The sequence below is a fragment of the Methylocystis sp. L43 genome (genome assembly GCF_015709525.1).
GTDB lineage: Bacteria > Pseudomonadota > Alphaproteobacteria > Rhizobiales > Beijerinckiaceae > Methylocystis.
The window spans coordinates 16384-42917 of sequence record NZ_JADNRA010000011.1; the positions used below are offsets into that span (position 1 = coordinate 16384).

Here is a 26534-nt window from a genome sequence, read left to right on the forward strand (position 1 = left end):
TCGCATCTAAGTCGTATCGGATCGAACTGGTTGGCGCGCGCGATCGGATCGATCGCCGGCATTGTCCCCGGTTCTCCGCTCGAAGGAGTGTGATGCGATGCTAAGAACCTGGGCGCAGTTGGGGATTTCACGTTCGTTCGCGTTTTTGCTCATGTGGCCAGCCGCGCTTCTCGCCGCTAGCGCAGCCTCTGCCGCCGACCAACATTTGATCACGCTCAAAGCAAGCGCAATGCCGTCGGGTCAGCTGGCCTATGAGATGGTCAGTCACAAGGTCAAATCTTCCACGGGAAAAGAAAGCGACCTTACGGATCGGTATGCGAGCGGTCCTACCATCCCTGGTCCCACGCTCGTCATGAAAGAGGGGGACGTCGCCGAGGTGACTCTTCAACATGGCATCGCCGACTCGGCGTTGCCGGTCAGCATCCATGTCCACGGCGTGCACTTCAAGATCGACAGCGATGGCACCATGAAGGTTTTGAATGGCGTCGCCGACGAAGCTGCGTTCCCAGACAAACCTTACACATACAAATGGACGGCCGCGCCTGGAACGGCAGGCACGTGGGCCTATCACGATCATGCATTCGGCAATCCGATGCTCGGAGCCGAGGACAAGGGGCTGTTCGGTACGCTCATCATCAATCCGGCGAGCGGGAAGGTTCCTGCGCTCATCGACGGCAAGATCGTCGACGTTGATCTTGCCGATGTGAAACGCGAATTCATCATCTGGATGCATGAAACGACCTTTTGGGGTCAGGAGCTCAATCATATCATCGAGGGCGGCAAGGAGATTCCGTTATGGACTAATCCGACCGTCGGCGCGCGCCTGGGCGAAAAGGTTCGCTTCCACGTCATGGGGATTGGCACCGCGTTCCATACTTTCCATCTCCATGCGCATCGCTGGATCGAGCCCGGAGCAACCGCCGGCGTTGACACCGTCAACATCGGTCCAATCAGCCGCACCTCGTTCATCGTGAAGGCCGGCGAGGGTGTTGGCCCCGGCGACTGGCACTACCACTGTCACGTTATCCAACACATGCAGTCTGGAATGATGGGTGATTTCCGCGTCATCGAATGATCAATGGCGGAACGGGGGAGTTAAAGGCATGAACCACGCAACAATCATGAACCGCGTATCCTTTCTGACGTTGGCCGTGGCGACGACCTCGCTTGCTGCGCCGCTGGCGGCGCAGGCGAAAGACGCCGTGAAATCTGACGACGTCATCATCAGCCGCCCCGGGGTCCTACCGTCGGCCGTGCTGGAGATGACCGACGAGCCCGGCAAATGGTTCAAGGATCCCAAGAGCGGCGGCTCGCTCGTTGTGGTGAAGCCTGGCGAGGCGGTGCTCATCAAGATGACGGACACCAATACGGATCACACCATCACCAGTCTTGCCTGGCAGCCTGGCGCGGACAAATTCCCGGTCGATCAGGAGAAGCCGTCGAACGCCAGCGTTACGCAGACCTTCGACAAACCGGGGCTCTATGTCTTCACTTGCAAGGTCCATCCCTACATGTTCGGCGCCGTTGTCGTCGACGATCCGAAGACGGAAGGGCTGGACATCGGCGGCGAATTGCAGCTCGTGACCGGCGCCAAAGTTCCGACGACAAGCGACATCGCCAAGAAGCTGCTCCGCACCTTCTTCGTCGCCACGACGCCGGCGCTATGGCGCGACTATCGGCAGCCGAAGTGGGAGGTGAAGCTTCCCGATCTCGGACTCAATCTCGGCGGCGCGCAGATCAATCTGAGCGCGCTCAGCCTTTCGGCGCCGAACACGCTGCTGACGCCCAAGACGCCCGGCGTCGGCGAGGTCTGGGTCAACACGCAGTTTGAAGGGGTGAGCGGCAAGACGAAGTTCGGAACGGCGACGCAAATCGACGCGGCGGATTGGACGCTCAAGAAAAAAGTCAAGGGCGTCGAGCAGAATATGAACAACCCTCACAATATGTGGCCCGATCCGACATATAAATACATTTATCAGACGGAATGGTTCGACAAACGGCTGACCACCTTCGACCGCGAGAGCGGAAAGGTTCTTAACACGCAGGTCGTTGGACAAAATCCGTCTCATGTGATGACGAGCCCGGTAAACGGCATGCTCTATGTCGCCATCAATGGCGAGGACCGCGTGGCGAAACTGTCGCCTGGCGAATTCCCTTCGGCGATGGGCAACATTAATGTCGGCCCGCATTCCGGCCCCCACGGCCATCACATCACCGACGACGGCAAATATATGATGACGCCGAACGCGCTGGCGGGAAGCGTTACCGTCGTCGATCTCGCGACCGAGAAAGCGACGGAAATTCCGACCGGCGGCGTTATTCCGATCGCGATCTGGAGCGACATGAACCATAAGGGCTATGCCGCCAATCTGCTCGGCACGCCCCCCGCCATGCTCTCCTCATTGACGGTCATCGACATTGACAACAAGAAGAAGGTCAAAGACATCGACCTCGCTGCCGATTACGACCCGATCAGCGGCGCGCACAAGGGCGAGGCTTATGGCCTGCTTCCGATCCAGACCCCGGTCAGCCCGGACGGCAAATACGTCGTCACGGCGAACACATTGAGCGCCACAGTCACGATTGTCGACGTGAAGACCGACAAGGTGGTGAAAAGCCTGCCCTGCGAAGCAGGCTGCCACGGCGTCAACTTCGGACATAAGAAGGGGGGCGGCTATTACGCCTATGTGGCGAGCAAATTCGCCAATGACTTGATCGTTATCGACATGGATAAGCTCGAAGTCGTAGGCCGCATTCTGCTCGCGGATTCGAAGGACGGTCAGATCACCGCGCATAACGGCATGGGCGGACAGGGCGTGCTGCCGTTGCCGATCGTCGAGCGTGGCATGCTGGCGCCCACGCTAAAACTCGCGGGAACGGGCAAGTTGAGCGCCGAAGTCGAGGGATGGCTCAAGCTTTTGAACAAGGAGCAACGCGGCAACTGAGCCACTGCAAGTCAGCTCCGATGGATAGCCCCAAGCAGGGCTTCCATCGGGGTGATCAGTTGTTACCGCAACAGACGCAGCACCCGCCGAATAATGTTAGGAGATGCGCGAATGATCGAGCGTCAAGCCAACAAACTGAATATCTAGTTTCGGCCCATGCAGATCGATTTCGTGACGGCCCGAGTCGTTTAATGGGTTTGGACAACAACTTTAGCGGAGTCCGAAGGTCGAAGCGTACCCAGGCTGAAGCTGAAGCGGCTGTGCGGGTTCTTATCGAATGGGCAGGCGACGATCCGAACCGCGAAGGTTTGATCGATACGCCTGAGCGGGTGGCGCGTTCTTATCGCGAATTGTTCGCTGGCTACGCCGCCGATCCTCGCGAATATCTCAAGCGCACGTTCGAAGAAGTGGGCGGTTATGACGAGCTGGTCGTATTGAAGAACATCCGCGTCGTTACTTTTTGCGAACATCACATGCTGCCGGTGATCGGACGCGCGCATGTCGGTTACCTGCCGACAAACAGGGTCGTGGGAATCTCCAAACTGGCGCGGGTCGTGCACGGATTCGCGCGTCGATTACAGATTCAGGAGAAGCTAACCGCTGAGATCGCCGAAGCCATCCAGGAAATTCTCGAGCCGCAAGGAGTAGGAGTGGTCGTCGAGGCCGAACACAGTTGCATGACCTTGCGTGGCGTGAACACGCTCGGATCCACATTGACCACTAGCCGGTTACTCGGCGTAATCCGCGACGACGCCCGCTCACGAGAGGAATTCCTCGGCATGGTGCGCCGAGCCTAGAATTTGGACCAGCGGCTGACGAAAGAAGCATTGGGAGCGGAACGCCATGGAAGATGGCATTCTCTAAGTTCTCCCGCTTGTAATTTTGCCTCGACCTGAGGGACCGGCTCTAGATGGAGACCGTTGCACGAGCGTTGTCGCCGATAATAGCTCGAGCCTTGAATCTGGAAGACGGGGGGTTTCCAAATCTGGAGATCCGCAACGGTGAGTCTCGTTGGAACGATAGTTGCTTGTGCGGTAGAAATGCGCGCTGACCTGATCGTTATGCAGACCGATGGTCGCGATAGCGCTTTGGACTCGATCATCGGGAGCACAACCGAGCGCGTCATACACGAAGCGCCTTGTCCTGTATTGGCGATTCCGCGAAGCTCCCTAGATGACGTGAACCGAGAGCGTCTGTTTGGAAGGTAGCGGCGACTCTTGAACTCGCACTGGGCGCTTTCCTTTACGATGCGCCGCGCCGGCCGTTTCGCTGTTGAGTTCTAGGAGGGCGTCGTGGAAAGCGCGCGTAAACTCTGGATCTCGCTCGTCGCCCTGTTGGCGCTTTCCTTCGCCGTGCTTTTGCTCATTGGCCGCGAAATCAGCGTCAAGGCGCCGCCATTGCCGGAGCGCGTCGTTACGGAAAGAGGCCGAACGGTCTATACAATCGACGACATCCAGCGCGGCCGGCAGGTATGGCAGTCGATCGGCGGTATGCAACTCGGCTCCGTCTGGGGCCATGGCGGCTACGTCGCGCCGGACTGGACCGCCGACTGGCAGCACCGGGAACTCGTCGCCATCCTGGACGCCTGGGCGCGCCGCGAGTTCGCGGCCGGCCGCTACGCTGATCTCAGCGAGGAGCAGCAGAGTTCTCTGCGGGGACGGCTGCGCCCGATGATGAGGCGAAACACGTTCGATCCGAAAACTGGGACAATCACTGTGTCTGAGGAGCGGGCTCAGGCGATCGTCCTCGTCTCTAGCCACTATGAGAGCCTATTCGGCGACGATCCGCGCAGCGCGGAGCTTCGCGAGAACTACGCAATGAAGAACGGCACTGTCGCCGACGCCGAGCATCGACGGGCGCTATGCGCCTTCTTCTGGTGGACCGCGTGGGCCGCGACCACGGAGCGGCCGGGAAGCCACGTCACCTACACCAACAACTGGCCGAGCTAGCCGTTGATCGACAACCGCCCGCCTGCAACCACCTTCATCTGGTCTGCGTTCAGCGTGGTTTTTCTGCTTGCCGGCATCGGGCTTCTCGGCTGGCACCGCGCCGTCAGTCATGCGCGCGGCGGCGAGACGTGCGACGTGCCCGCGCGTGATCCGATGCGCAACGTGAGGGTCACGCCGTCCATGCGCGCGACCGCCAAGTATTTTTGGGTGCTTCTTGCCCTGTTTCTCGTCCAGATCCTGTTTGGCGCCATAAGCGCCCATTACCAGGTCGAGGGGCAGCTGTTTTACGGCTACCCGATGGCGGAGATCCTTCCCTATTCGATCACCCGCACCTGGCACACGCAATTGGCCGTGCTGTGGATCGCCACGGCCTGGCTGGGCACTGGGCTCTACATGGCGCCGGCGATTTCCGGCTACGAGCCGAAGTTCCAGGCGCTCGGGGTGAATGTGCTCTGGATCTGCTTGCTGATCATTGTCGTCGGCGCCTTCGCGGGCCAATGGCTCGCGGTCATGCAACGGCTGGGATTGGAACACAATTTCTGGTTCGGGCATCAGGGCTGGGAGTATGCCGATATCGGGCGTTTCTGGCAGTGGTTCCTCTTTATCGGACTGCTGCTGTGGCTCATCCTCGTCGGCCGCGCCTTGTGGCCGGCGCTGCTGGTAAAAAATGAGTCACGCTCCATCGTCGCTCTTTTCTTCCTCTCGACCGTTGCGATCGGCCTGTTCTACGGCGCGGGGCTGATGTGGAACGAGCATACGCATCTGTCGATGGTCGAGTATTGGCGGTGGTGGCTGGTGCACTTGTGGGTCGAAGGGTTTTTCGAGGTGTTCGCCACCGCCGTCGTCGCCTTCCTGTTCACCCGCCTCGGCCTGGTCGCAGTCAAGCCGGCAACTTCGGCGGTGCTGTTCGCGACGATTGTCTTTATGGCCGGCGGCGTGATCGGCACACTGCATCATCTCTATTTCGCCGGCACTCCGACGTCGGTGCTGGCGCTTGGCGCCAGTTTCTCCGCGCTGGAAGTCGTGCCGCTCGCCTACATCGGCTTCGAGGCCTATGAGCATTGGCGGTTTTGCGGCGCCACGCCATGGATGCAGCGCTATAAATGGCCCGTGCTGTTCTTCATCGCTGTCTCCTTCTGGAATCTCGTGGGAGCCGGTCTGTTCGGTTTCCTGATCAACCCGCCGCTCTCGCTCTATTACATGCAGGGGCTCAACCTGACACCGCTGCACGGCCACACGGCGCTGTTCGGCGTCTATGGGATGCTCGGCATCGGCCTCGTGTTGTTCTGCCTGCGCGGAATGATGCCCGAACTCGTCTGGAACGAGAAGATCCTCAGCATCAGCTTCTGGTGCTTCAACGTGGGGCTGGCGATGATGGCGTTGTTCACGCTCCTGCCGCTCGGCACGCTGCAACTCCTTGCCGCGATCAATGAAGGTTATTGGTACGCCCGCTCTGAGCAGTTCATGCAGCAGCCGATCGTCGATCTTTTGGTATGGATGCGCGTGCCGGGCGACACGGTCTTCTCGATAGGCGCATTGGCCTTCGCCTGGTTCGTTGTCAGCCTGTGGCTCCGGCCGCGCCGCCAGCCTCATGAAGTGGAGCAGGAGGACAGGGAACTGGAGGCGGGACCGGCGAAGCGTGCGGCGTGATCCGCCACTTGCATGGAAGCCTATTACTTCGAGATTCGCGCCGTCCACGTCGCGGCGGCGCTGGCGAGCGGCGGCTTCTGCCTTATGCGGGCGCTCGCTTTGAACTTGCTCGCGGCGTCATGGCCACCGTCGCTGCTCGCGCGGCTTGCCTCCTACGCTATCGACACCGTGCTCTTCACGGCTGCCCTCATGCTGACGGCCGTCACGCGTCAATACCCGTTTGTTGACACTTGGCTGACCATGAAGGTCGTGGTCATGCTGCCGCTCTATATTTTTCTGGGTTACTGGGCGCTCCGAGCCAAGGCGTTCAAGTTGCGGTTGGCGGCGATGGCCGGCGCGATCGCAGCTTTTCTTTTCATTTATAGCATCGCACGCAAGCATAGCCCGCTTGGCATGTTTGCCCTCGGGTGAGAAACGTCGGCAAGCTTGGTCGACCTTTCCGGGAACTGGCCTTTAGGCGGTTTGATGCAAGCGCCTCGTCGTCACCATCCCGAAATAGAGCACCACGAAGAGGCCGTAGGCCAGGCTCCACATCCCGCCGGCGACCGCGAGGGCTGCGAAGTAGTGCTCGCCCATGAAAGGCGCGCCGATGCGCAGGATGGCCGCCAAAGTTATGGCGACGTAGATCGCGGCCGTCCACCGATCTGCGAGGAGCGGGCGACCGGTGTGGCCGCGCGTTGCGCGGGTCATCACCGCGAGCGTCATTGTTCCGATGGCGCCGACGGTGAGGGCATGCAGAGGCGCGGCAGGACCCGCGACTCCCCATAGTTCATTGCCGCCGATGAGCAGGAAGCCCAAGGGCACCCAGCCATAGCCCAGATGCAGCACGAAGAGCATCGGTTCCGCGCGCGTGCTGACGCCGCGCCAGCGGATAAGACGTAGAAAGAGCGCCGCGCCGGCGATAATGAGCGGAGCCGCGGTAAGTCCGGCGTCGGGAAACGCGACCCAGGCGACGAGCGCCACGAGCGTCGCCGCGAGCGCGAAACGATCGAGCGCGCCGAAAGGCGCGGGCTCCACTTCAGCTGGCGAATTCTTCGCCAGCCAGTTGCGGGTGAAGCTCGGCGCGATGCGCCCCCCGATGATGGCGATGAGCATGATGAGGGTCGCGACGCCGACGCGGGCCCCGATGGCGCCCGTCGCGGCAAGGTCCATCGCTTCGAGATGCGTGAGCAGATTCCCGAAGAACAGAAGCGCGAGAGCGGCGACCATGGGCAAGTTGCGCCAGTTTCGCCCCGTGGCGATCTCGCGCGCGACAACGAAGATAAAGACCGCCGGGAAAGCGAGGTCGAGCGCCGCGGAGACAAGCGCAGGCGCACTATTCGAAGTCAGGACGGCGATGCGGCCGAGAAGCCAAAGGGCGACGAGGCCGGCGAGCGGCGCGCCTTGCAGGGGCAGCCGACCGGTCCAGTTTGGAATGGCCGTCAGCAAGAATCCCGCGACGACGGCGCCGCCAAAACCGAAGGCCATTTCATGCGCGTGCCAGAGAGAGGGCGCGAAGCGTGTCGGCAGTTCGGCCGCCGCCTCCAGATAGGCGATGGAGAGCGGCAGCCCGACAGCGGCCCAGAGCGCGGCAAAAAGGAAGAAGGGGCGGAAACCCGCGGAAAGAAAGATCGCCACAGGGTTTTGACTCGCCTGAGCGCGATATCGCGGAATTGGAGGCATCGTTGACTTCCCCTTTGGAATTGATGATGGGCTGGCGCTCGGTCACCAACGCACACATCGAGCGCGCAGGTCGCGAGCCTCTCGTTAGAAACCAAGCGGAATGTCACAGAGGGGAGGGGAAGATCAATAGGCCTTCTCTTGCGACACCATTCCTTCTTCTACGCGGATTCCCCGCAGATCGCGAAGGCGTTGCAGGGAAAGCGTCGCGCGCCACGGGTGTGGGCTGCGCTGGGGTTTTTCGCCCTTGTGACCGCGACGATATAGATATCGACGACTTCTTCCGCGAACCGCCGCGGGCAGCTGAGCGATAGTGGCCGAATTCGATAACGCGATGGCCAAGCCGAACTCGCGTCACTGCCACTCGTGGTCAAACCGCGGCGCTCCCTGATCAGTGGTGCAGGATCCGTGCAACCTCATGATGGCGCTCCGGCCAGCGCGACGCCCATCATCGACTCGGTCGTCACGAGCTCCATCAGCTGCGCCTCAGTAAAATCCTCTGTCGCTGCTGGCCTTTCAGGAATTACGAACCACCGCGCCGTCCCGCTGCTGTCCCACACCCCGATCTCCGTTTCCTCGGGCAGGTGGACGCCAACCTCGGCGAGCACTTTCCGCGGCTCGCGGGCCGCGCGGGCGCGAAATACCGGATCCTTGTACCAGTACGGCGGTAACCCCAGCACCGGCCATGGAAAGCACGAGCAGAGCGAGCAGATGATCAGATTGTGCACCCCGGGCGCGTTGGCGACCGCCCGCAGGTGCTCGCCTCGGCGCCGGCCATTCCCTCGGGCAGGTCGAGTTCGGCAATTGCGGCCGGGGTGTCGGCCAGCAGCCGGGCCAAGAAGCCCGCGTCGGTCCACGCCCGCACGACGATCTTCTTGCCGTTGAGCGGCGTCATCTCCGATTCGAAGTAGGCCAGCACCTTATCGACGGTCTGGGGCGTGATGACGCCGTTTTCGATCAGAAGCGATTTCAGCGCAGCGACTTTGGCCGCGCTGGACTTCTCGCGGTCCTGCGGATACTTGAACTGGCCGCTCATGCAGGTTCCTCCAAGTATGCCTCGAACAGTTCGGCGTAAAGCGTCTGCGCGCCGGGTTCCGCGCGCGGGACCCCACAATTCGGTCGGCGTGAACTCGACGATGTAGACGGGCATTGGATCGCCGATGCCGTCGCCAGTGTGCCAGAAGTAGGCGTAGTCGCCTTCGAGCACCTGCGCCACCGTGCCGCTCCGCCCCCGCAGATAGCCGGGCAGGCGAGTGTGCGCGCCAGCTGGGACATTTGCGATCCGGACCCGCTGCCCGACGGCGAACTTCGGATGCGCGACGTCGCGCCGCGGGCTGTCGCCGCTGCGTAGATATGCGATGATCTGCTCGTCGATGGCTTCAGCCCGATCGGGTCCCCCTGGCCGAGCGCCGTCCGGCCTGGCCGCTTCGCCACGCAGTTCGCTTGTCCGCGAGGCTAATTCGTCCTCGCGCAGGTATCCCTTGTCGACGAGGAATGGGGATGCCGCTGAGCCACTTCTCGTAGTAACGGAATTTGAAGTAGTCGAATGGATCCATCGTCTCGGCGCCAGCGCGCAGATCCGCCCTGTCCACATGTCGCGGAAGCGGTCGGCACGTCGGCGATCGCGCAGGCCGGCACGGACGAGTCGAGATGGCCCGAGAGAGCCATCATCGCCACATAGATGCCGAATATCCGATTTCCCACTGCCTCGGCAGGCTGGTTCAGAAAAAAGGGTCAATTCGGATCTGGAGCGCTTTTCCGACGTTGTCCAAAATAGGCTCAGAGTTGTGGAAGGCAAAGGCCGCAACACGCCGACGGTGGAATGGGAGGATCCAGGGGCGACGCGCGCGGAAGATGCGGAGCGGCGGCGCATGAGCGCATGACGAATAAAGAAGTTGTCGCGCTGGTTTTTCAAGGCGGCGGCGCGCTCGGCGCCTATTAGGCGGGCCCGTTCGGGGCGCTCGCGGCGGGGATATTGTCCGAAGGGGCTCGCCGGCATTTCGATCGGCGCGATCAACGTCGTGATCATTTGCGGCAATCATCTGGAAAAGCGCGTCGAGCGCCTGCGCGCCTTTTGGGAACGCGTGATAAGCAGGACGCCCCTTCCCTTCAATCTGGACGGATTCCTCGGTCCCATTTTTGCCAACGCCAGCGCAAATCCCCTAGCGACGGTTGGCGCGCCCGGTTTTTAGGCTGCGTCTACCGCCTCCGGCCCTCTTATGCCCTATTCAGCGTCCGGCTATCCCACCTCATATCTTCCCTTCCGAATAGTTCCATCAAGCAGGCTTATGCGGCTGAGGTACGGGGCTCTCGACCCGCCGCTACTCTTCGCTGGCCAGCCCTTCCGCTTTACAGCGTTCGAGGACACCGGTCACGATGCGGTCGCACCGCTCGCCGGCGAAGGCGAAAACGTCGCTTAAGCCCGCGTCCATCTCCTGGGCAAGGCTTTCGCGCAACAGGCTGCGAGCTCGGAAGAAGCGCGTACGCACCGTCGCCTCGGGGATCTCCAGCGCCTCGGCGATTTCTTCGACGCTCATCTCCTCGATCGCGCGCAGCATGAACACCGTCCGGAAGGCCTCCGGCAGAAGGTCGATGCGCGCCTCCAAGAGCTTGCGCATCTGAACCCGCATCATCGATTGTTCTGGGCTACGCTCAGGCTCATCGTTCAGCGCTGTCTGGGCTTCAGATTCATGGGGCGTCATGGCAGCTTCCAAAGGAATGATCTGGGCACTCTTTCGCCGCAAGCGGCCGAGCGCTTCATTGGTCGTGATCCGCACAAGCCAGGTAGAGAGCTTGCTCTCGGCGCGATAGTTTCCAAGCGCGCGCCACGCCCGCAGATAGGCGTCCTGGACGACATCCTCCGCCTCCGCATCATTGTGCACGATGCTACGCGCCGTACGGAACAGAAGCTGGTTGTGCCGTCGCATGATGGCTTCGAACGCCACTCCGTCACCGTCAGCGGCGCGCGAGATCAGCTCTGCCTCCGGCGTGGTTTTCGAGAAGCTATTTGCCGCCTGACGCTGAAGTGATTGCATTTTCGCCTCCATTCATTGAACAGGTAGGCTACCGGCGTGCCTTTGCCGGCGCTGCCGCTATAGGGATCGCGCGCGCCGCGTCTTCCGGATCGCGCAGCAATTCCATCATGCCCGCGACCATCGCGAAAGCGATCAACGCGTCGATGAGTATCACGGCTCCTTTCCGGGCGTACGGGCAATGGCGGGGCGCCGTTCCGTCGTCGCCCTTGGCGTTGTCCGACTAATTCTCGAACTTCGTTGGGAAGGCGGCGATCAAACCGTTGGTCAGGGCATCGGCCAGCATCATCATATGAGCTTCGGCCTTTCCATATTCGGCGATGCCGTCGGCATATTTGCCCTGCAAAAGCCCCGTGGCGTAGACCACAGTTGTGTCGATATGCCCCTTGAGCATGTCGCGTACCGTGGTTTGCGGCCAGTTCTTGTTCGCCTTGGCGAGAAAATCGGCAATTTCCTGCGCGTTTGCGTAGGCGGCTGCGACGGCCTTGTCGGTGGCCGGCTTGTCGCCGGCCTTGGCGGCTTTCACGACCTCGACGGCTGCGCCGATATGCTCCTGAAGCAGCTTGGTGAGCGCGTTACCAGCTGCATCGCCATAGAAGGGCTTGATAGCGTCGCCGATATCGGCCTGGTTCTGCATCAGCCGCGCTGCGGTGGCGTCGAAAGATGGCGAGCCGTTGGCCAAGGCCGTGACTGCCGCATAGGTCCATTCCATATGCTGAGCCCACAATTCACGCATCGCATTATTGAGCGCGAGTCCGCTCGGGCTGCGAATGATCTGCGCGGCTTCGGTGTGCGAGGTGTTAACGGAATAGGCGGCGGTCGGGCGGAAAACGGGAGTAGCCATAAGTGCGGCGGCGAAGCCCGCAAGGGCGAGGCGGCGATTAACGGCCCGGTGGAACATCTGCACGCGTGTCATGACGGTTCTCCTTGGTCGATCAGTTTGCGTAGCGGCCGGTGTGATCGACTCGATGCGGCCCCGTATATTCGATGCGACCCTTTCGCGCTGCGTTCCCGTTGCACGAGATTTTTTTGGGGGAAAAGAGAAAGCTTCCGAGCACGTCGAGCGGCAGAGTACGGTCAGCTCTAAAACATCCTGCGACAACACAAGCGCTGGATAGGCTCTCATTACTTCGTAAACGGGCTGCGGAGGCGCTAAAACTCATAGCGCCTCCGCTATCGCACCAGCGTGATTTTACGGGGGTTCCCGACGGTACGATATTTCTGTGCAGAGCGGTAGCTGCCGCTCAGTTTTTCTCCGCACTTGCGCCCTGTATATTAGATGCGACCATTCCGTGCTGCGTTCCCGATGCAGAAATATTTTTAGCTTTAGGCGTGTGGCCGGGTTTGTTCGCTTGGGCGCGAGCATCGAGGCGTTGCTCGAAGCTCTGGCGTCGAAGCGCTGCCAATGCTGCGAGCGGCGGACTACGGATAGATCACGGCGCCGTCAGGTTGAATGACCGCGCCTGGAGTGAGATGGGCCGGCTCCAGACGACCTTCCCCCATAATGTGGAAAACGGTCTCCCCGCTGGCGATAAGATAATCGGCGACGATGCGGCGGTGGCATCGCCACCATACGGCTTCCGAACACATGATGGTACAGCGCCGCTTGCGTCCTCTGTCCAAGAGGTGTTGGAGGCCTGCCTGAAACTGTGCAGTAAGCGCATAATCGGCGTAGTTGTGGAAACTCTCGTTCGTCCAGAAGGCGTTGACAGTCGGAGATATGCCGCGTGACCTTCCACGAAGGCCACCGAGGGCAGCCATATGTTCATAAGAGATGGCGACGGCCGCCAAGGCGCCGGGAAGCGTGTTCTTGTCGAACTGTGGATTGGTTCGTGACTTCGGAATCGTTCTGATGTCCGCGACAAGAGCGATATCGGCTTCGCGCAGTAGACCGATGAAAGCCTCGAGGGTTCGGTTGGAATGGCCGATGGTGAAAAACGGAAGCTTCACGCGCGGCCTTCGTTATGCATAGTCGAGCGCGCCGCCCTTATGCGCTGCGATGTGATCTGTCTTGTCGCTTTTGATTTCGTACTGGGGATCGTCTTTCGACGCGTGATGCGTGTGGCCTTTATAATCGAAATCTCTAATGTGAATGGCGATGATAGTCCCCGACACGCGTCCGGCCTCGGAGTTCCAGCTCACATGATCGCCGATCTTAAACTTCCTTGCCATCGCCGCGTCCTCCCGGTTCCAAGAAGCGCTTCTCCCAAACAGATGGATCCGAAGTCTATGCCCGGCGCCAGCACCACGGAAGCCTAGGTCGTCGGCAGCCGGAAGGTGAAGGTCTCCAGAAAATTCAGTTCGACGGCCGTGCTGGAATAGCTCGTGTAACCAACGGATATGTCCCGACCGATATCTAACTCGAAGTCACCGCTGCAGGTCGTGCGCACGACGCCGCCTTCAATGGCGGGCGCCCAGATGATCCCTCCGTCCACCACACGCTCAAGATGGTGAAAAACCGGATAGCCCTGGACGCTTCCACCACTCGCGGCGGTGTAGGTGTCTAGCCCGAGCATGAGCGCGTACGGACCATGTCGCACAACTGGCTGAGCGAGGCGCTTGGGTAACCCGGACGTTGGAAGGCAGCACAACGCCCTGATTGCTGCTGGCCTCGCGAATGGTGAATGCCTGCCGCAGCGCACCCATCGGACACAGCGCGATCCTTTGCAAAGGGGATTTCCCGGGCACCCAATCTGAATCCATTGCGCCGCGCTCCACGTCGTCGATCGATTGCCGCGTCAGACCGTCTGGAATACGATCCAGAACGACTTGCCGACCAAGAAACAGCAGATGACGACGGCGGGGACGAAGATGACTGCTGAATGGGACAGGTTCACGCTACGGAAATTGCCATGCTGAGGCTGATACTGATAGCAAACAGCCACGTTACCATTTTGCCAAGCCTTTGTATCAACCCGCCAATTTTGAATCCAACAACGGGCACGCAATTAGCCGATGAAGACGGCAAAGATGCAGCTTGCGTGATCGGTGAGCAATTTTCTGTCTTTCACCCAAGGATGGCGTCCTGTCTGATGTTCTTCCTGCTACTTTCACCATTGACAGGCTTAGGTCCGATTCAGTTATCCTTGTCCCGGCGATCGAGTTCGCGCTCAACCGCCTGCGGCTGATGACCCCTGCTCTACATTGTGTCGGAGTCCGTCGTTGCTCTAGTCGACAACCGCGGATGATGTCGCGTAATACCGCCCAGTAGCGATTATAGAACGGAGCGAGGGTGGCGATCATGGATAGGCCGGCCCGAATGATAGGCTGGCGATTCCTGCTGCTGAATGGCGCGGCGGGGGCGGCGAATGTCGTCATGCTCTCGAACGTTCCGGGCTACACGGTGCTCGCGCCCTATGCCGCCGGCAGTCTGCAGGGCGTGACGCCGAGCTTCGGCACCTGGGCGACCACCGACCACATGGTGGGAATCGCGCTCGGCCTGCCACTGTCGCGGTGGTTCTCCGGGCGCTTCGGCGACTATCGCGTGCTGATCGGCGCGCTCATGTTCTACGCCATCTTCTCGCTGATGTGCGCGGCGAGCGAAACCATCTGGTTTTTCGCGCCGATGCGATTTCTCCTCGGCCTTGCCGGCGGCGTCGCCCTTCCGCTCGCCCAATCCGTGACGCTTGCGCAATATCCGGATCACCAGCGCACGCTCGGCGTCGGCTTCTGGGGCGTCATGAGCATGGCGCCCTTCACCATCGGCGTATTCATGGGCGGCTTCTGGGCCGAATATTTCGACTGGCGCTGGCTATTTTATTCCAACGTCTTGGTCGTGATGCCCGTCGCGGCGATCATTGCCGCGCTGTTCTACCGGCGCGGCTTTCAGCGCCGCATGACGCGCTTCGATACGATCGGCTTCATTCTGCTCGCCGCGGTGCTGCTCGGCGTGCAGACGATTCTCAACATGGGCAATGATTTCGACTGGTTCGCGGAGCCTCTCCTCGGATGGCTGCTGCTCGTCGTGCTGCTGGCGCTGCCGATGTTCATCTTTTGGGAGTTCGGCGAACGACGGCCCGCGCTAGACCTGCGTCTGTTTCTGCATCGCAACTTCGCCATCGCGACTTTCTGCTCGATCGTCGGCTTCCTGGTGATTCAGGGCCTGCTCTCGGTGTTCATCGTGCAATTGCAGGTGCTGCTCGGCTACACGTCCTCGCTCGCCGGCATGGTCTATCTGATCATGATTTTTCTGGCGATGGCGGCCGCGGCCGTCGTGCATGAAATCACGAGGAACGTCGACGCGCGACTGATCGTGTTCCTCAACTTCATCGGTCTCGCAGTGACCTTTGTCTGGCTCGGACAATACGACAAGAACGCCTATTTCGATGACGTCAAGACGCCGATGTTCTTTTTCGGCTTCTCGCTCGCGATGTTCTTTGCGCCGCTCGCGACCCTCGCCATGACCGGGCTCGTCGGCGAACGACTGATCCGCGCGGCGGAAGAGCTCGCGATGCTGCGCACCGTGGCCGGCGCCCTGGGCATCTCGCTGCTCGGCGTTCTCTTCTTCCGCCGAACGCCGTTCCATCAGCTCGATCTCGCCGATCATTTCGGCGGACGGCGCTTCGCCTCGCTCGACCTGCTCGCCACTTTCCTGGATCGCATGCAGGCGATGGGCATGTCGCCCACCGCCGCGCAGAGCCGCGCGGCGCAGCTCATTCGACAGCAGGCGTCGATCCTCGCGCTCAACGACGTCTTTCTGTTCGGCGCAATGGCGTTCATCCTGCTCTCGGGAGTCGTCTGGCTCGCCTATCCAAGCTACGCGTCCAAGAAGCGCAAACAATCGCTCGCACGGCTTTCCGCCGAGGAACTGATGGAGCAGCCCTGAGAGACCGTTTGAGAATGGTTGCGACGGAGATAGGGGCGTGATTCAAGCTAGGGATGTGGACCCGAGCGAATCGCGCCAAGATGGCCGCCATTGAGAAGAAAACCAAACGTTACCCGACGGATTAGACCGATGAGGAGTGGGAGCGCGTTGAGCCGTTCCTTCCCTCACCTGCGCGCAGAGGGCGCAAGCCTTCGGTCGACCCACGCGAGGTTTTGAACGCCATCCGCTTCGCCCGCGCCGGCTGCGGCTGGCGCATGCTGCCCAAGGATTTTCCGCCCTGGCAAACCATCTACTGGTGGTTTCGCCGCTTCATGCGCCGTTTTCTGTTCGAGACCATCCACGACGTGGCGCTGATGATCGACCGGGAACGCGCTGACCGCGATGCGAGCCCGTCTGTCACGCTGCGCTTAATTGTAAGAATGCGCCAGTTCGCGCCCGTTGCTGCAGCATCCAACGCAATGATTTCGTGCTGAGCACGGAAGGATTACGTAGCGGCGTGTTACGCAGAGTGGACGCGACGAGCGATTCAAATTTCATCCGCCGCCCAACGGTTCAGCGTGAACTGTTCAAACCGGCGGGCAAGTTGAACGTCACCGCTGATGGCTTCGCGCGCTTCGTTGACGCCAAAGCAAACAAGCGAGATTTGAAGGCGATTGCTCAAGAATCGAAGGGTGTTCAGCACGACTCTCTGTTCGCGATAGGAACCGGCGAGAATATTGTGGACTTCGTCGATAACAAGAACTTGAACACCGAGATCCGCAATGCGGACTGCACCATCTGCGCAATGTCTGCGCGCGGACGCTGCGGCCCGCCAAGAAGCGTGAGCAGTTCAGCATAGAAGCGGCGTTCTCCAGGTCGACTGGTCATCTCCATCGCGAGCGCAGGCGTTCGGAGCGCTCCCGTGACCGCATTGAAGCCCGGCGGGTGTTCATCACGGAATCGCTTCATGATCATGGTTTTGCCCATGCCGCTGTCGCCATAAATCGCAACGGAAGGCCTCCTCCTTCCCCGAGGATGGTCGAGCAGGAGCCCCAAACGGTCGAGGGCCTGTTTGGCCCGCGGATAGTCGGCATAACGCGCCACGCTCGATCTGCAGCGTCGGCGTCAAACCGCGCTTCCTGAAGGGTTGGCGAAAATCGGACTGGTTCAGCATATGCGCTCCTATGCGCGCATTGCGTGGGGTCGCGCCATCAATGGCCAAGCGTGACCCTTATGATCTGACTGCCACGCTTGCCTCAGCGCGCCTCGGCGCAATTTGGCCGGCGTCGCCTTCATCGCGACGCTCCAATCTCCTTTGCCCGCGGTTCACGGCCGCGGGCCTTTTTTCAACTTCAGCCGGGATCCAGCTGCTCAGCCGCCGTGCGGACGTGCGCTCGCGAGGCTTTTTTGGTTTTGCGTGGCCTTGGCGCTATCGTCCCGCCTATGTGCGGACGCTTCATGCAGCATCTGTCCTGGGAAGAGCTTTTCTCCGGGGCTCCGTTAGCGCTTGGCCTTGTCGAAGGCTTCAAGCGGGGGCATGCTGATATTTGATACGCCGATCACAGGGCAAATGACCGCTCAGATGGGCAAGGGCGCACACAGAGGCCGGCTTCGATTCAAGAGTAATGAGCTTCGGGAGGAACTCCATGGAATCGAATGAAACGACTGCGCTCGAACAGTCTCGCGAATTTTCCGAAGCCGTAGGCCTGTTCGACTCGCTTGATAAGCTGCAGTCCGCCATTGACTATTTGATGACTCATGGATTCGATCGATCCGAAATCAGCCTGCTCACCGAAGACGCGAAGACGCGCGAAAAGATTGGATCGAAACGCTCGGTCGAGATCGAGGACAGCGATGAAGCTCCTCGCATTTCCTACATCGAAGCCGAGTCGCTTAATGAAGGCAAAGCTGCGCTCATCGGCCTGCTCTTCTATGTTGGCGCCATTGCTGGCGCGATCGCCGTTTGGACCATCTACGGCAGTTTCGCCGAGGCGATCGTTGCGGGCATTGGCGCTGGTATGGCCGCCAGCCTGGTTGGCGTGGGCGTCGGCGCATTCATTCGACGTCGTCAGCGCAATTGGGTGCAGGCGCAATTAGCGCGCGGCTGGCTTCCCCAAATCCAATCCGATAGTGCTAACTTTTTTCATGGACGCCTCCCTCGAGTGAGATTCAACACCTCCACTCTGGCACATCGAGGCCGTCGGGGGGCGTCCACCCCATCAGAGCCGTTTCAACAGCGTGCTAGTCGTTCTGAGCGACGATTGCGCTACCAGTACCTCTTGCTGACTTTCTCCGTTTCTTCGACGGAGATCGTTGCGATAAATTTCGCGACAACGCTCTCGCACCGATCGCCGGCGGTATTCCCGCCCTCTCGTGACCTGACGCCACCAACCGTAATCCCTTAAGGACGCGTTGCATGACATCATCCTCGCGCCCCGTGGCGTAGATGGCGTACGTGGAATATGAGAACTCAGGAGCTCGACTTACACGATGCAACCGTCCGTCGGCCAAAAATGGCTGCGCACCGCCAATACGAAAATACCCCGCTCCGCCGACGCTCAGTATAAAGGTCAACGCGAGCGGACCCAGCGATATTGACAAGGGCGCAATGCTCAGCTTGGGAAAAGCGGCCTGGTGATTGACAGCGAATTCTGGCCCCCAATCGACGAAAACATACTCATTTGGATCGATTCTACCCTTTGGGTCGGTTGTTACCTGAATCAATTTCTCTTCAATGAGCAGTTCGCAGACAAGATCAGACCGTTGCGGCGGATTATGGAGAACGGCGAGGTCAAGCGAGCCCTCCTGCACGCGCTCGAGAAGTCGCGCAGGGGTGTCAACGTCCGCTGTTATCGCTGTTTCATACGATTCCGCATGCATCCATATGAGCCAATCTGCTAGGAGCGGATACCAGAGACTGAATTCTCCACCTATGCTGAAACCACTCGCTCGCCCCACGGGCAGAGCCACTTGTCGACAAGCGCCCTCCCATAACTGAACCATCGTCGTCGCGTAGCGCGCGAAGCGTTCGCCCGCCGACGTCAGACGCGCGCCCGCTTTATTGCGAACGAAGAGTGGTCGCTTGAGCTGACTTTCTAGAGTTCGAATTCTGGCGCTCACCGCTGCTTGCGTCAGGTGTAGACGATCCGCAGCAGCAATGAAGCTTCCACTCGCAACCACTTCCAAGAAGGTCTTCGCTAGATTGACGTCCATATTTTACATATAAATTTCTTTTGTTCTATTTTCAACAATTTTGCGTTTGCGAAAAATGAATGCAACGGTCACTCTTGGGGCTCAATCCAGACGGTGGAGCCCAAGCACGACGCAATTGAGTTGAACATGTGGACAGCAGACCCAATAAGGTGAAAGCCCTATGCGCACAGCAGCTTCGACGCCACGGTTGATCGACGTAATTAAGCGAATCGCTTAGTTGGACGCGTCATCATGGCGCATGCGCACGCTATCCGCCGACGTTCCTGGAACGGACAATAACGCAACTCCCGAGCCGACATGCTGGCATCGAGAATGATGCAGTAAGCAGCAATCAACCTCCCTCGGAACACGCCGCAGCTCGCTGCCCCTAATGGCCAGAATCCGTTAATTCCCCAGAAGGTCTAATGCATCACGCCCGATACCTTGGCGCTCAGCGCTTGCTCCTGGCCCTTACAATGGCCATTCCCGTCCGGGCGAGTTCGGAAACGAACGCTGGCGCAGGTCACGAAGTCGTTCTTCAGTTCAACGAAGCGCAGATCCGTGCGGGTGGGATCGAGACTCAGCTAGTAGTGCATGAGTCGAGTTTGGGCGAACTAGTCGTGCCGGGGGTCGTCACCGTCCCCCCGCAGCAAATGCGTGTTGTCGCTGCGCCGGCTGCAGGCCTCGTCGAAACATTGCTTGTCGTACCTGACGAAGATGTGAAGCAGGGCGCGCCTATCGCCACGCTGAAATCTTGGGACCTGATCGAAGCGCAGAGAAGCTTTCTCCATGCGCTTTCAGCTGCGAATCTAGCAGCCGAGAAACTGCGGCGCGACGAACAACTGTTCAAAGAACATATCATTGCGGAGCGACGTCTAATCGTCACACGAGCCGAAGCTATCCAGGCGCGCTCAGCGCTAGAGGAACGTAAGCAAATATTGTCGCTCGTCGGAATGTCAGACGAGGACGTCGCCTCATTGCAGCGCGAACGAACACTCGCGAGTTCCCTCCAAGTGCGCGCGCCGATTGCCGGCACCATTCTGCAGCGCCATGGCAAAACGGGCGAGCGCGTTCAAGCCTCGACGCCCCTTGTTACGATCGCGTGCCTTGATCCGATTTGGGTTAATTTGCAAATACCGATTATTCGCGCTGCAGCACTTGAAAGTGTCGACCGTGTGCACCTGCCGATCGCCGGCCTCGACGGCAAACTCATTCGAATTGGCCGCTCAGTCGATACTCCCACGCAATCGGTAAATGCCGTAGCCGAATTTCGTCCTGGTCGCCGCCCGCTGCGCCCTGGCCAGGCTGTGCAAGCAATCCTACACATCAATGGCAATTCACGCACTCAATGGCGTGTTCCAGCGGATGCGGTCGTCAGCCACCAGAATCACAATTGGGTGTTCGTGCGTACAGCGGACGGTTTCGTCGCACGACCCGTGACCCTTGTTTCCGAAACGCCGCAATTCGCCTCCGTGCAGGGGTCTTTGAAAGCTGAAGAACGCGTCGCGACAGGCGGTCTATTGACCCTGCTGGCGGAACTCGCCGCGGCCGCGAAGTAATCAGGAAACAATGCTCGAAAAACTGATCCGCCTTGCGCTTGGACAACGGCTCCTGGTTCTCATCGCCGCGCTCGGACTCGCGGTCTGGGGCGCCGTCAGCTATTTCAAACTCCCAATCGACGCTTTCCCTGACGTCGCTCCAGCACAGGTGCTGGTCGCCATGCGTGCGCCGGGCCTCACGCCTGAGGAGCTGGAAGCTCGCGTCACAGCGCCGATCGAACTCGCCGCTAAAGGTATTCCTCATCTTGTCCGGATGCGCTCCATCACGCGCTATTCGGTGGCGTTGCTGACTTTCGAATTCGAGGAGGGAACCGACATTTATTGGGCGCGCGTACAAGTCAATGAGCGGCTTGCCTTAGCCCAGGATCAGTTACCCGATGGCGTCAGTGGCGGGCTTGCGCCGATCGTGACGCCGCTCGGCGAGATGCTGATGTTCACAATCGTGGGCGGTGATTTATCCCCGTCGGAACAGCGCACGCTTTTCGACTGGACGATTCGTCCCGCCCTCCGCGGCCTGCCTGGCGTCGCTGATCTCAATAGACTTGGCGGTTTCGTGCGCACATTCGAAGTCGCGCCATCGCCTTCCGCCATGGCGGCGCGCGGCGTTACAGTAAAGATGCTCGATTCGAGCCTTCGAAACAATAACAGAAATGACGGCGCCGGCCGCGTACGGGACGGCGAGGAGGCGCTGCTGGTGCGCGCCGAAGGGAGGTTACGTTCTCTCGACGATATTCGCTCGGTCGTCATCGCGGCGCACGACTCCGGCATCGTGCGTGTCGGCGACGTGGCAGAAGTGCGCTATGGCTCATTGGCGCGCAACGGCGTCGTCGTCCGCAATGGCGAGGACGAGGCGGTATGGGGCCTCGTGCTTGGCCTGCGCGGCGCCGATGCGCGCACCGTCGTAAGTGGCGTCAAGGCGAAACTCGCCGAACTCGAGCCGACCCTACCAAAGGGCGCCAGATTCGAAATCTTCTACGACCGCAGCGAACTGATCGGCAAGGCGGTGTGGACGGTGCAAAAGGTTCTACTCGAAGCGATCGTCCTCGTCGTGGTTCTGCTTGCACTATTCTTGGGCAATCTGCGCGCGGCGATCGTCGTCTCGGTCATCCTGCCGCTCGCCGCGCTCGCGACCTTCGGCATCATGCGGCTGTCGGGCCTCTCCGCCAATATCATGTCTCTCGGCGGCCTCGCTATCGCCATCGGCCTGCTCGTCGACTGCGCCGTTGTCGTCGTCGAGAATGTCGAGCATCGCATGGCGAATGCGCATGACGCGACTCTCTCTGACCGCATTTTCATGACTCTGGAGGCGACGAAAGAGGTCGCAACGCCGCTTGTCTCTGGCGTTATCATCATCGTCACCGTCTTCCTTCCGTTGCTCTCGCTCGAAGGGTTGGAAGGTCGTTTGTTTTCGCCCGTCGCGCTCACCATCGCATTCGCCCTCGGCTCTGCGCTCGTCCTGTCGCTAACCGTGGTGCCAGCGCTGAGCGCCACGCTGCTCAGGCCCGGTCATTCCGACGAGCCCTGGCTCGTGCGCAAGATCGCCGCGATCTACGAGCCCTTGCTCCTGCGCGCGCTCTCGAAGCCGTCGTGGGTCGCCGCCATCGCCTTCTTCGGCCTTATTGTCGCCGGCGTCGCCTATTCCCGCATCGGCCAGACATTCATGCCGGTGATGGACGAGGGAACGCCAGTCATCACTGTGCGCAAACATCCAACGGTTAGTGTCAAAGAAACCGCCGAGACCGACATGCGCATTCAACGCGAAATCATGAGTCGGGTGCCCGAAGTCAAGGGCATGATGGCGCGCGCCGGCGCTGACGAACTCGGCATCGACCCTGTCGGACTCAACGATACCGACAACTTCCTCTCACTCGCGCCGCCAAACGAATGGCGCGGCAAGGGCATGGCCTGGTTGATGGGCGAAATCCGCGCGGTGCTCGACTCCACGCCAGGCATTTCTTACGCCTTTTCGCAGCCGATCGACATGCGCGTGCAGGAGATGATCATCGGCGCGCGCGGCGATGTCGTTGTCAAAATCTTTGGTGACGACATCAACGAGCTCAATCGCCTCACACGCGACGTGGAGGAGATTCTGCGTAAGATCAAAGGCGCGCGCGACGTCTTCGGCCTGCAGAACGATGGCATGCGTTATCTCACCGCGCGCGTCGACCGGCTTGCCGCCGGACGCTTCGGTCTCAATGCTGAGGAGATCCAGGATGCGCTGCGCGTCTGGGTCGACGGACAACAAGTTGGCATTGTTCTCGAAGGACCGATACGCACGCCGCTTGTCATTCGTGGATCCGAAACTTCGCGCCGCTCTTCGGTGGACTTCGCGCGGCTGCCGGTGGTGTCTTCGGAAGGAAAAGTTGTCGAACTGTCGCAAATTGCCCAGGTGCAGGCGGAGGACGGCCCCATCCAAGTGATTCGTGAACAAGGTCGCCGATTCGCGACTGTGCTCGCCAACGTGTCGGAACGTGATCTCGTCGGCTTCGTTGACGAGGCGAAAAAGGCGGTCGGGCAAAATGTGAAGACGCCGCCGGGCTATCGTTACCAATGGGGCGGGCAGTTTGAGAACCAACAGCGCGCCTCAGCGCGTCTTGCCATCGTCGTGCCCATCGCGCTGGCGTTGATCTTTCTCCTGCTCTATCTGACCTTCAGTTCGATGCTGCAGGCGACGCTGGTATTTTGCAATGTGCCCTTTGCGGCGATTGGAGGCATTCTGGCCCTGTGGCTTTCGGGAGAATTCATGTCTGTGCCGTCGTCTGTCGGTTTCATTGCCCTTATCGGCATCGCCGTGCTCAACGGCGTTGTGCTGATCTCGTACATTAACAAGCTAGTCGCGGAAGGCACGCGCACGACGCGCGAAGCTGTCGTCGAGGGCGCGCGCCGGCGCATGCGGCCGGTGATGCTCACCGCGGCCATTGCAGCCTTCGGTCTAATACCCTTTTTGTTTGCACATGGGCCGGGCGCCGAGATCCAGCGGCCCCTCGCGGTCGTGGTCATCGGCGGACTGATTTCAGCGACCGTGCTGACGCTCGTGCTGCTGCCGATTCTTTACGATCGCTCCGCTAATCTTAGTCTTTTTCTACGCCAGAAGCTGAGCGCCCGTGGAACTCGATCGCCAACGGCTCGCTGGCGCGAGGACGCGCGTTTATGAGCTCTTGGTTGATCCTTGTCGCGGCAATATTTCTCGCCTATACGTCTTCCGCGTTACGCGCCGAAACTAAGGCGACACCCCCATTAATGCCAGCACAAGAAATGCTGCGCGTTGAAGTCCTTTTCGAGGGCAAGAAGAAGGTCCGGGTCAAACGCGCCAAGTCGTTACGTGTCGACAAGAGGCCGCGCGTCCGCAAGCCTGCATCCAATCAAGTGCTAGCCCAACATCTCGACATGGCCGTCGCTATCGATGCGCAAAGCAAGTCGCTTGAAGCGCAATATCGCGCGATCTCCGCGCGCTACGCCACCGCGAATTCGATCACGCCAGGATCGCCATATGTCGGCGGCTCGCAGCGTAGTGCGCTATCCGGAAACTTACGCAACTACAATGAACTGGAAATGGAAGCCGGCATGCCCCTATGGCTGCCGGGGCAGCGCGACGCCTTTGAGGCGACGGTGACGACCGGGATTCGCGAAGTTGAGCAACGCTTCGCGTTACGTCGGCTGGATGTCGCGGGCCTATTGCGTGACGCCTGGTGGAATGCGAGTCGCGCGGCGCGAAATGTCGCCGTTGCCCGGACGCGCGTGATGACAGCCCATGATATCGGCCGGGATATGACCCGCCGCGTCGAACTCGGCGACGCCGCCCAGAGCGACGCGCTGCTCGCGACGAACGAGACACTCGCCGCCGAAACGGAGCTCGCCCAGGCGGAAGGCGCCATGAAGGTTGCTCGGGTGAACTACATGGCGCTGACTGGCGGCGCGCCCCCGGAGGGCACGCTCGAATCGGTGCGTCCCGCAACTGATATAGAAGATCATCCAGCTTTGCGAACGCCGCGGGCAGCGCTCGTACGAGCTGAAGCCCAGCTGCGGCTCGTCGACGCGACACCCATCGCCAGTCCCGATATCGGCGTGTTCGGACGGCGCGAATACAACAATCAGTATTCGACCGACCCTTCGCAAATCGTCTCGAACCAACGCACGGATTCGACCACTATTGGCGTTCGCATTCGCATTCCATTGCCAACACCTGGTCGCAATGCGCCGAGACGCGCAGAAGCGCGAGCCGAAATGGATCGCGCCCGGGCCGAATATGATCGCGCCAAGCGCGTCGTAACGGCGGAGATAAAGGCGGCGCGCGTGATGCTCGCTGCTACGCGGCGCGCCGCTGAAATCGCCAACAACCGACTCTCAGTCGCCGATGAACAATTCGAACTGTCGCGCAAATCATATCGAATTGGCGAGGTAAGCGCGTTCGACCTCTATCGCGTGCGGCAGATCCAACTCGAGGCCCAGCGTATGCAGGCGAACGCCGCGATCAACGTTGGCGTCGCAATCTCGCGGCTCAACCAAGCGTTCGGTTACGCTCCATAGAGTTTTGTACCTATAATCAGTGGTTTACGCATCAAGGCCGCTGATGTTTCACGAAAGATGCCGATGCAGACCTTTATCGACTTGTGCTGACGGCGAACGAGCAAATAATCGTCGCGTGGCAAGGTCCTACAGCTCTAAATGGCGGACGCAAAGTGTACCACTAAACCGGCTTTGCTCTGTTATTTTTACGGCGGCGCAAAAGTGTACCGGTCCTGCTAGTGGGTCGCTTCAGCGAATTTGAATAGGGCGCTTCCCCCGGCTGGCTATCCCTGATTCGCTACTGCCATTGATTCGACCTTCAGGAGGCGAAGATGGCGCGGGAAGCAGTCGGCGTGAAGCGGTATGTGGTGCGCTTGAGCGGCGAGGAGCGGGCGCATCTGGAAGCCATGCTGCGCAAGGGCAAGTATGGGGCGAAGACGCTGATAAAGGCTCAAATTTTGCTGAAGGCGGACGTTTCCGAGGCGGGCGAAGGCTTGAGCGACGGCGAGATCATCGAACAATTGGAGACGAGCGCGTCGATGGTCTATCGGGTGCGCAAGCAGCTCATAGAGGAGGGCTTCGCCGCGGTCTTGACGCGCAAGCCGCACACGCGTCCCTCCGTGCCGCGGATTTTTGACGGCGAGAAGGAAGCCAGGCTGATCGCCCTGTCCTGCTCGACGCCGCCGAAAGGCTATGCGCGCTGGACGTTGCGGCTGCTGGAAAAGAAAGTCGTCGAGCTCGAAATCGTCGAGACGGCGAGCGACAGCACGATCGGTCGTGTCTTAAAAAAACATTCTCAAACCCCATCGCAAGCAGCAGTGGGTGATTCCCCCGCAGGCCGACGCCAGCTTCGTCGCGGCGATGGAGGACGTTGTCAGGATACATCCTTTGATTAGAAAATCCCTGTTCGCGCGGCGCGTTGACATCATATTTGAGAATTTCGGCGCGCATTTTCGAGCTTTGACGCTTAAATTGAGAACTCCAGCGGCATCCCGAGCGCGGCGTAGGCGAGCTCGTCGAATCGCTTTCGATAGACGGGGCGACAGAAGGGGCGCAGGCGCTGAATCGTATCCGCCGCGTTTTTCGCGGCGACTGCGAGACCGGCGAGTAGCGCGATGCGTAAATAGAGCGGCACCATAGCGTTTGCGCCTTTGCTGATGGACGGCGCTATGCGTAATGCTTCGGCGTCAAATCCTGGAACGATCTCGTTGAGCAACCAGCTCTTATTGTAGCCTTCG

General features: G+C 60.2%; 19 protein-coding genes, 6 pseudogenes and 1 riboswitch. Of the genes and pseudogenes, 13 read left to right on the forward strand and 12 right to left on the reverse strand.

The window, feature by feature from the left end; genetic code table 11:
• Positions 1–97 precede the first annotated feature (97 nt).
• From IYX23_RS00920 to IYX23_RS00945, 6 genes are all read left to right on the forward strand, one after another.
• Complete coding sequence (locus IYX23_RS00920; protein ID WP_204982133.1) at positions 98–1075, forward strand: multicopper oxidase domain-containing protein; 978 nt, start codon at positions 98–100, stop codon at positions 1073–1075.
• Between the two features lie 28 nt (positions 1076–1103).
• Positions 1104–2945 carry a hypothetical protein gene (locus IYX23_RS00925; RefSeq protein ID WP_245435095.1) on the forward strand — a complete coding sequence of 614 codons (1842 nt, stop codon included), beginning with the start codon at positions 1104–1106 and terminating at the stop codon, positions 2943–2945.
• 191 nt (positions 2946–3136) lie between these two features.
• Positions 3137–3742: a GTP cyclohydrolase I FolE gene (gene folE / locus IYX23_RS00930; protein ID WP_109026895.1), complete on the forward strand. Its 606-nt coding sequence runs from the start codon at positions 3137–3139 to the stop codon at positions 3740–3742.
• A gap of 495 nt (positions 3743–4237) precedes the next feature.
• Positions 4238–4894 (forward strand): hypothetical protein, encoded by a 657-nt coding sequence (locus tag IYX23_RS20035; RefSeq protein WP_246716394.1) that lies wholly within the window; start codon positions 4238–4240, stop codon positions 4892–4894.
• Between the two features lie 3 nt (positions 4895–4897).
• The gene (locus IYX23_RS00940) at positions 4898–6544 is read left to right on the forward strand and encodes a cbb3-type cytochrome c oxidase subunit I (protein ID WP_246716395.1); all 1647 of its coding nucleotides are present in this window, start codon (positions 4898–4900) and stop codon (positions 6542–6544) included.
• A gap of 12 nt (positions 6545–6556) precedes the next feature.
• Positions 6557–6955 (forward strand): SirB2 family protein, encoded by a 399-nt coding sequence (locus IYX23_RS00945; protein ID WP_109026893.1) that lies wholly within the window; start codon positions 6557–6559, stop codon positions 6953–6955.
• A gap of 42 nt (positions 6956–6997) precedes the next feature.
• Here the strand turns inward: IYX23_RS00945 and IYX23_RS00950 are convergent, their stop codons facing one another.
• The 9 genes and pseudogenes from IYX23_RS00950 to IYX23_RS20045 all read right to left on the reverse strand — a co-directional run bounded on the left by IYX23_RS00950 (position 6998) and on the right by IYX23_RS20045 (position 13775).
• Positions 6998–8206 carry an NnrS family protein gene (locus IYX23_RS00950; protein WP_109026892.1) on the reverse strand — a complete coding sequence of 403 codons (1209 nt, stop codon included), beginning with the start codon at positions 8204–8206 and terminating at the stop codon, positions 6998–7000.
• A 413-nt stretch (positions 8207–8619) separates the two neighbouring features.
• Positions 8620–9239: pseudogene (nthA, locus tag IYX23_RS00955) on the reverse strand (nitrile hydratase subunit alpha).
• Positions 9240–9311: 72 nt separating this feature from the next.
• Positions 9312–10232, reverse strand: a pseudogene (locus IYX23_RS20570) (SH3-like domain-containing protein); the annotation flags it as partial.
• 292 nt (positions 10233–10524) lie between these two features.
• The gene (locus tag IYX23_RS00965) at positions 10525–11250 is read right to left on the reverse strand and encodes an RNA polymerase sigma factor (RefSeq protein WP_246716396.1); all 726 of its coding nucleotides are present in this window, start codon (positions 11248–11250) and stop codon (positions 10525–10527) included.
• Positions 11251–11266: 16 nt separating this feature from the next.
• Positions 11267–11392 (reverse strand): hypothetical protein, encoded by a 126-nt coding sequence (locus IYX23_RS20415; RefSeq protein WP_281431664.1) that lies wholly within the window; start codon positions 11390–11392, stop codon positions 11267–11269.
• Positions 11393–11458: 66 nt separating this feature from the next.
• The gene (locus tag IYX23_RS00970) at positions 11459–12151 is read right to left on the reverse strand and encodes a hypothetical protein (RefSeq protein WP_109026890.1); all 693 of its coding nucleotides are present in this window, start codon (positions 12149–12151) and stop codon (positions 11459–11461) included.
• 506 nt (positions 12152–12657) lie between these two features.
• Complete coding sequence (locus IYX23_RS00975; RefSeq protein ID WP_109026889.1) at positions 12658–13185, reverse strand: DUF488 domain-containing protein; 528 nt, start codon at positions 13183–13185, stop codon at positions 12658–12660.
• A gap of 12 nt (positions 13186–13197) precedes the next feature.
• Complete coding sequence (locus IYX23_RS00980) at positions 13198–13407, reverse strand: DUF2945 domain-containing protein (protein ID WP_109026888.1); 210 nt, start codon at positions 13405–13407, stop codon at positions 13198–13200.
• Between the two features lie 83 nt (positions 13408–13490).
• Positions 13491–13775, reverse strand: coding sequence for a family 1 encapsulin nanocompartment shell protein (locus tag IYX23_RS20045; protein WP_245435091.1), 285 nt, complete (start codon positions 13773–13775; stop codon positions 13491–13493).
• A gap of 544 nt (positions 13776–14319) precedes the next feature.
• Positions 14320–14379: riboswitch (Fluoride riboswitch) on the forward strand.
• A gap of 115 nt (positions 14380–14494) precedes the next feature.
• On the opposite strand from IYX23_RS20045, the gene IYX23_RS00990 reads away from it, so the two are divergent.
• Together IYX23_RS00990 and IYX23_RS00995 are read left to right on the forward strand one after the other, a co-directional pair.
• A complete protein-coding gene (locus IYX23_RS00990) occupies positions 14495–16060 on the forward strand; it encodes an MFS transporter (RefSeq protein WP_245435089.1) in 1566 nt (521 codons plus the stop codon).
• Between the two features lie 53 nt (positions 16061–16113).
• A pseudogene (locus IYX23_RS00995) lies at positions 16114–16440 on the forward strand (transposase); the annotation flags it as partial.
• 61 nt (positions 16441–16501) lie between these two features.
• Here the strand turns inward: IYX23_RS00995 and IYX23_RS01000 are convergent.
• A pseudogene (locus tag IYX23_RS01000) lies at positions 16502–17125 on the reverse strand (TniB family NTP-binding protein); the annotation flags it as partial.
• A 560-nt stretch (positions 17126–17685) separates the two neighbouring features.
• Between IYX23_RS01000 and IYX23_RS20050 the strand changes: the two are divergent.
• The gene (locus IYX23_RS20050; RefSeq protein ID WP_245435143.1) at positions 17686–18444 is read left to right on the forward strand and encodes a DUF3600 domain-containing protein; all 759 of its coding nucleotides are present in this window, start codon (positions 17686–17688) and stop codon (positions 18442–18444) included.
• Between the two features lie 634 nt (positions 18445–19078).
• Here IYX23_RS20050 and IYX23_RS20575 read toward each other — a convergent pair.
• A pseudogene (locus IYX23_RS20575) lies at positions 19079–19252 on the reverse strand (LysR family transcriptional regulator); the annotation flags it as partial.
• A gap of 455 nt (positions 19253–19707) precedes the next feature.
• Between IYX23_RS20575 and IYX23_RS01015 the strand changes: the two are divergent.
• The 4 genes from IYX23_RS01015 to IYX23_RS01030 all read left to right on the forward strand — a co-directional run bounded on the left by IYX23_RS01015 (position 19708) and on the right by IYX23_RS01030 (position 26192).
• Positions 19708–20790 carry an efflux RND transporter periplasmic adaptor subunit gene (locus tag IYX23_RS01015; protein ID WP_245435086.1) on the forward strand — a complete coding sequence of 361 codons (1083 nt, stop codon included), beginning with the start codon at positions 19708–19710 and terminating at the stop codon, positions 20788–20790.
• A 10-nt stretch (positions 20791–20800) separates the two neighbouring features.
• Positions 20801–23944 (forward strand): CusA/CzcA family heavy metal efflux RND transporter, encoded by a 3144-nt coding sequence (locus tag IYX23_RS01020; RefSeq protein ID WP_109026884.1) that lies wholly within the window; start codon positions 20801–20803, stop codon positions 23942–23944.
• Positions 23945–24030: 86 nt separating this feature from the next.
• Positions 24031–25317, forward strand: a complete 1287-nt coding sequence (locus IYX23_RS01025; RefSeq protein ID WP_109026883.1) for a TolC family protein — start codon at positions 24031–24033, stop codon at positions 25315–25317.
• Positions 25318–25628: 311 nt separating this feature from the next.
• Complete coding sequence (locus tag IYX23_RS01030; protein WP_109026882.1) at positions 25629–26192, forward strand: helix-turn-helix domain-containing protein; 564 nt, start codon at positions 25629–25631, stop codon at positions 26190–26192.
• A 71-nt stretch (positions 26193–26263) separates the two neighbouring features.
• Here IYX23_RS01030 and IYX23_RS01035 read toward each other — a convergent pair.
• Positions 26264–26534 (reverse strand): annotated as a pseudogene (locus IYX23_RS01035) (hypothetical protein); the annotation flags it as partial.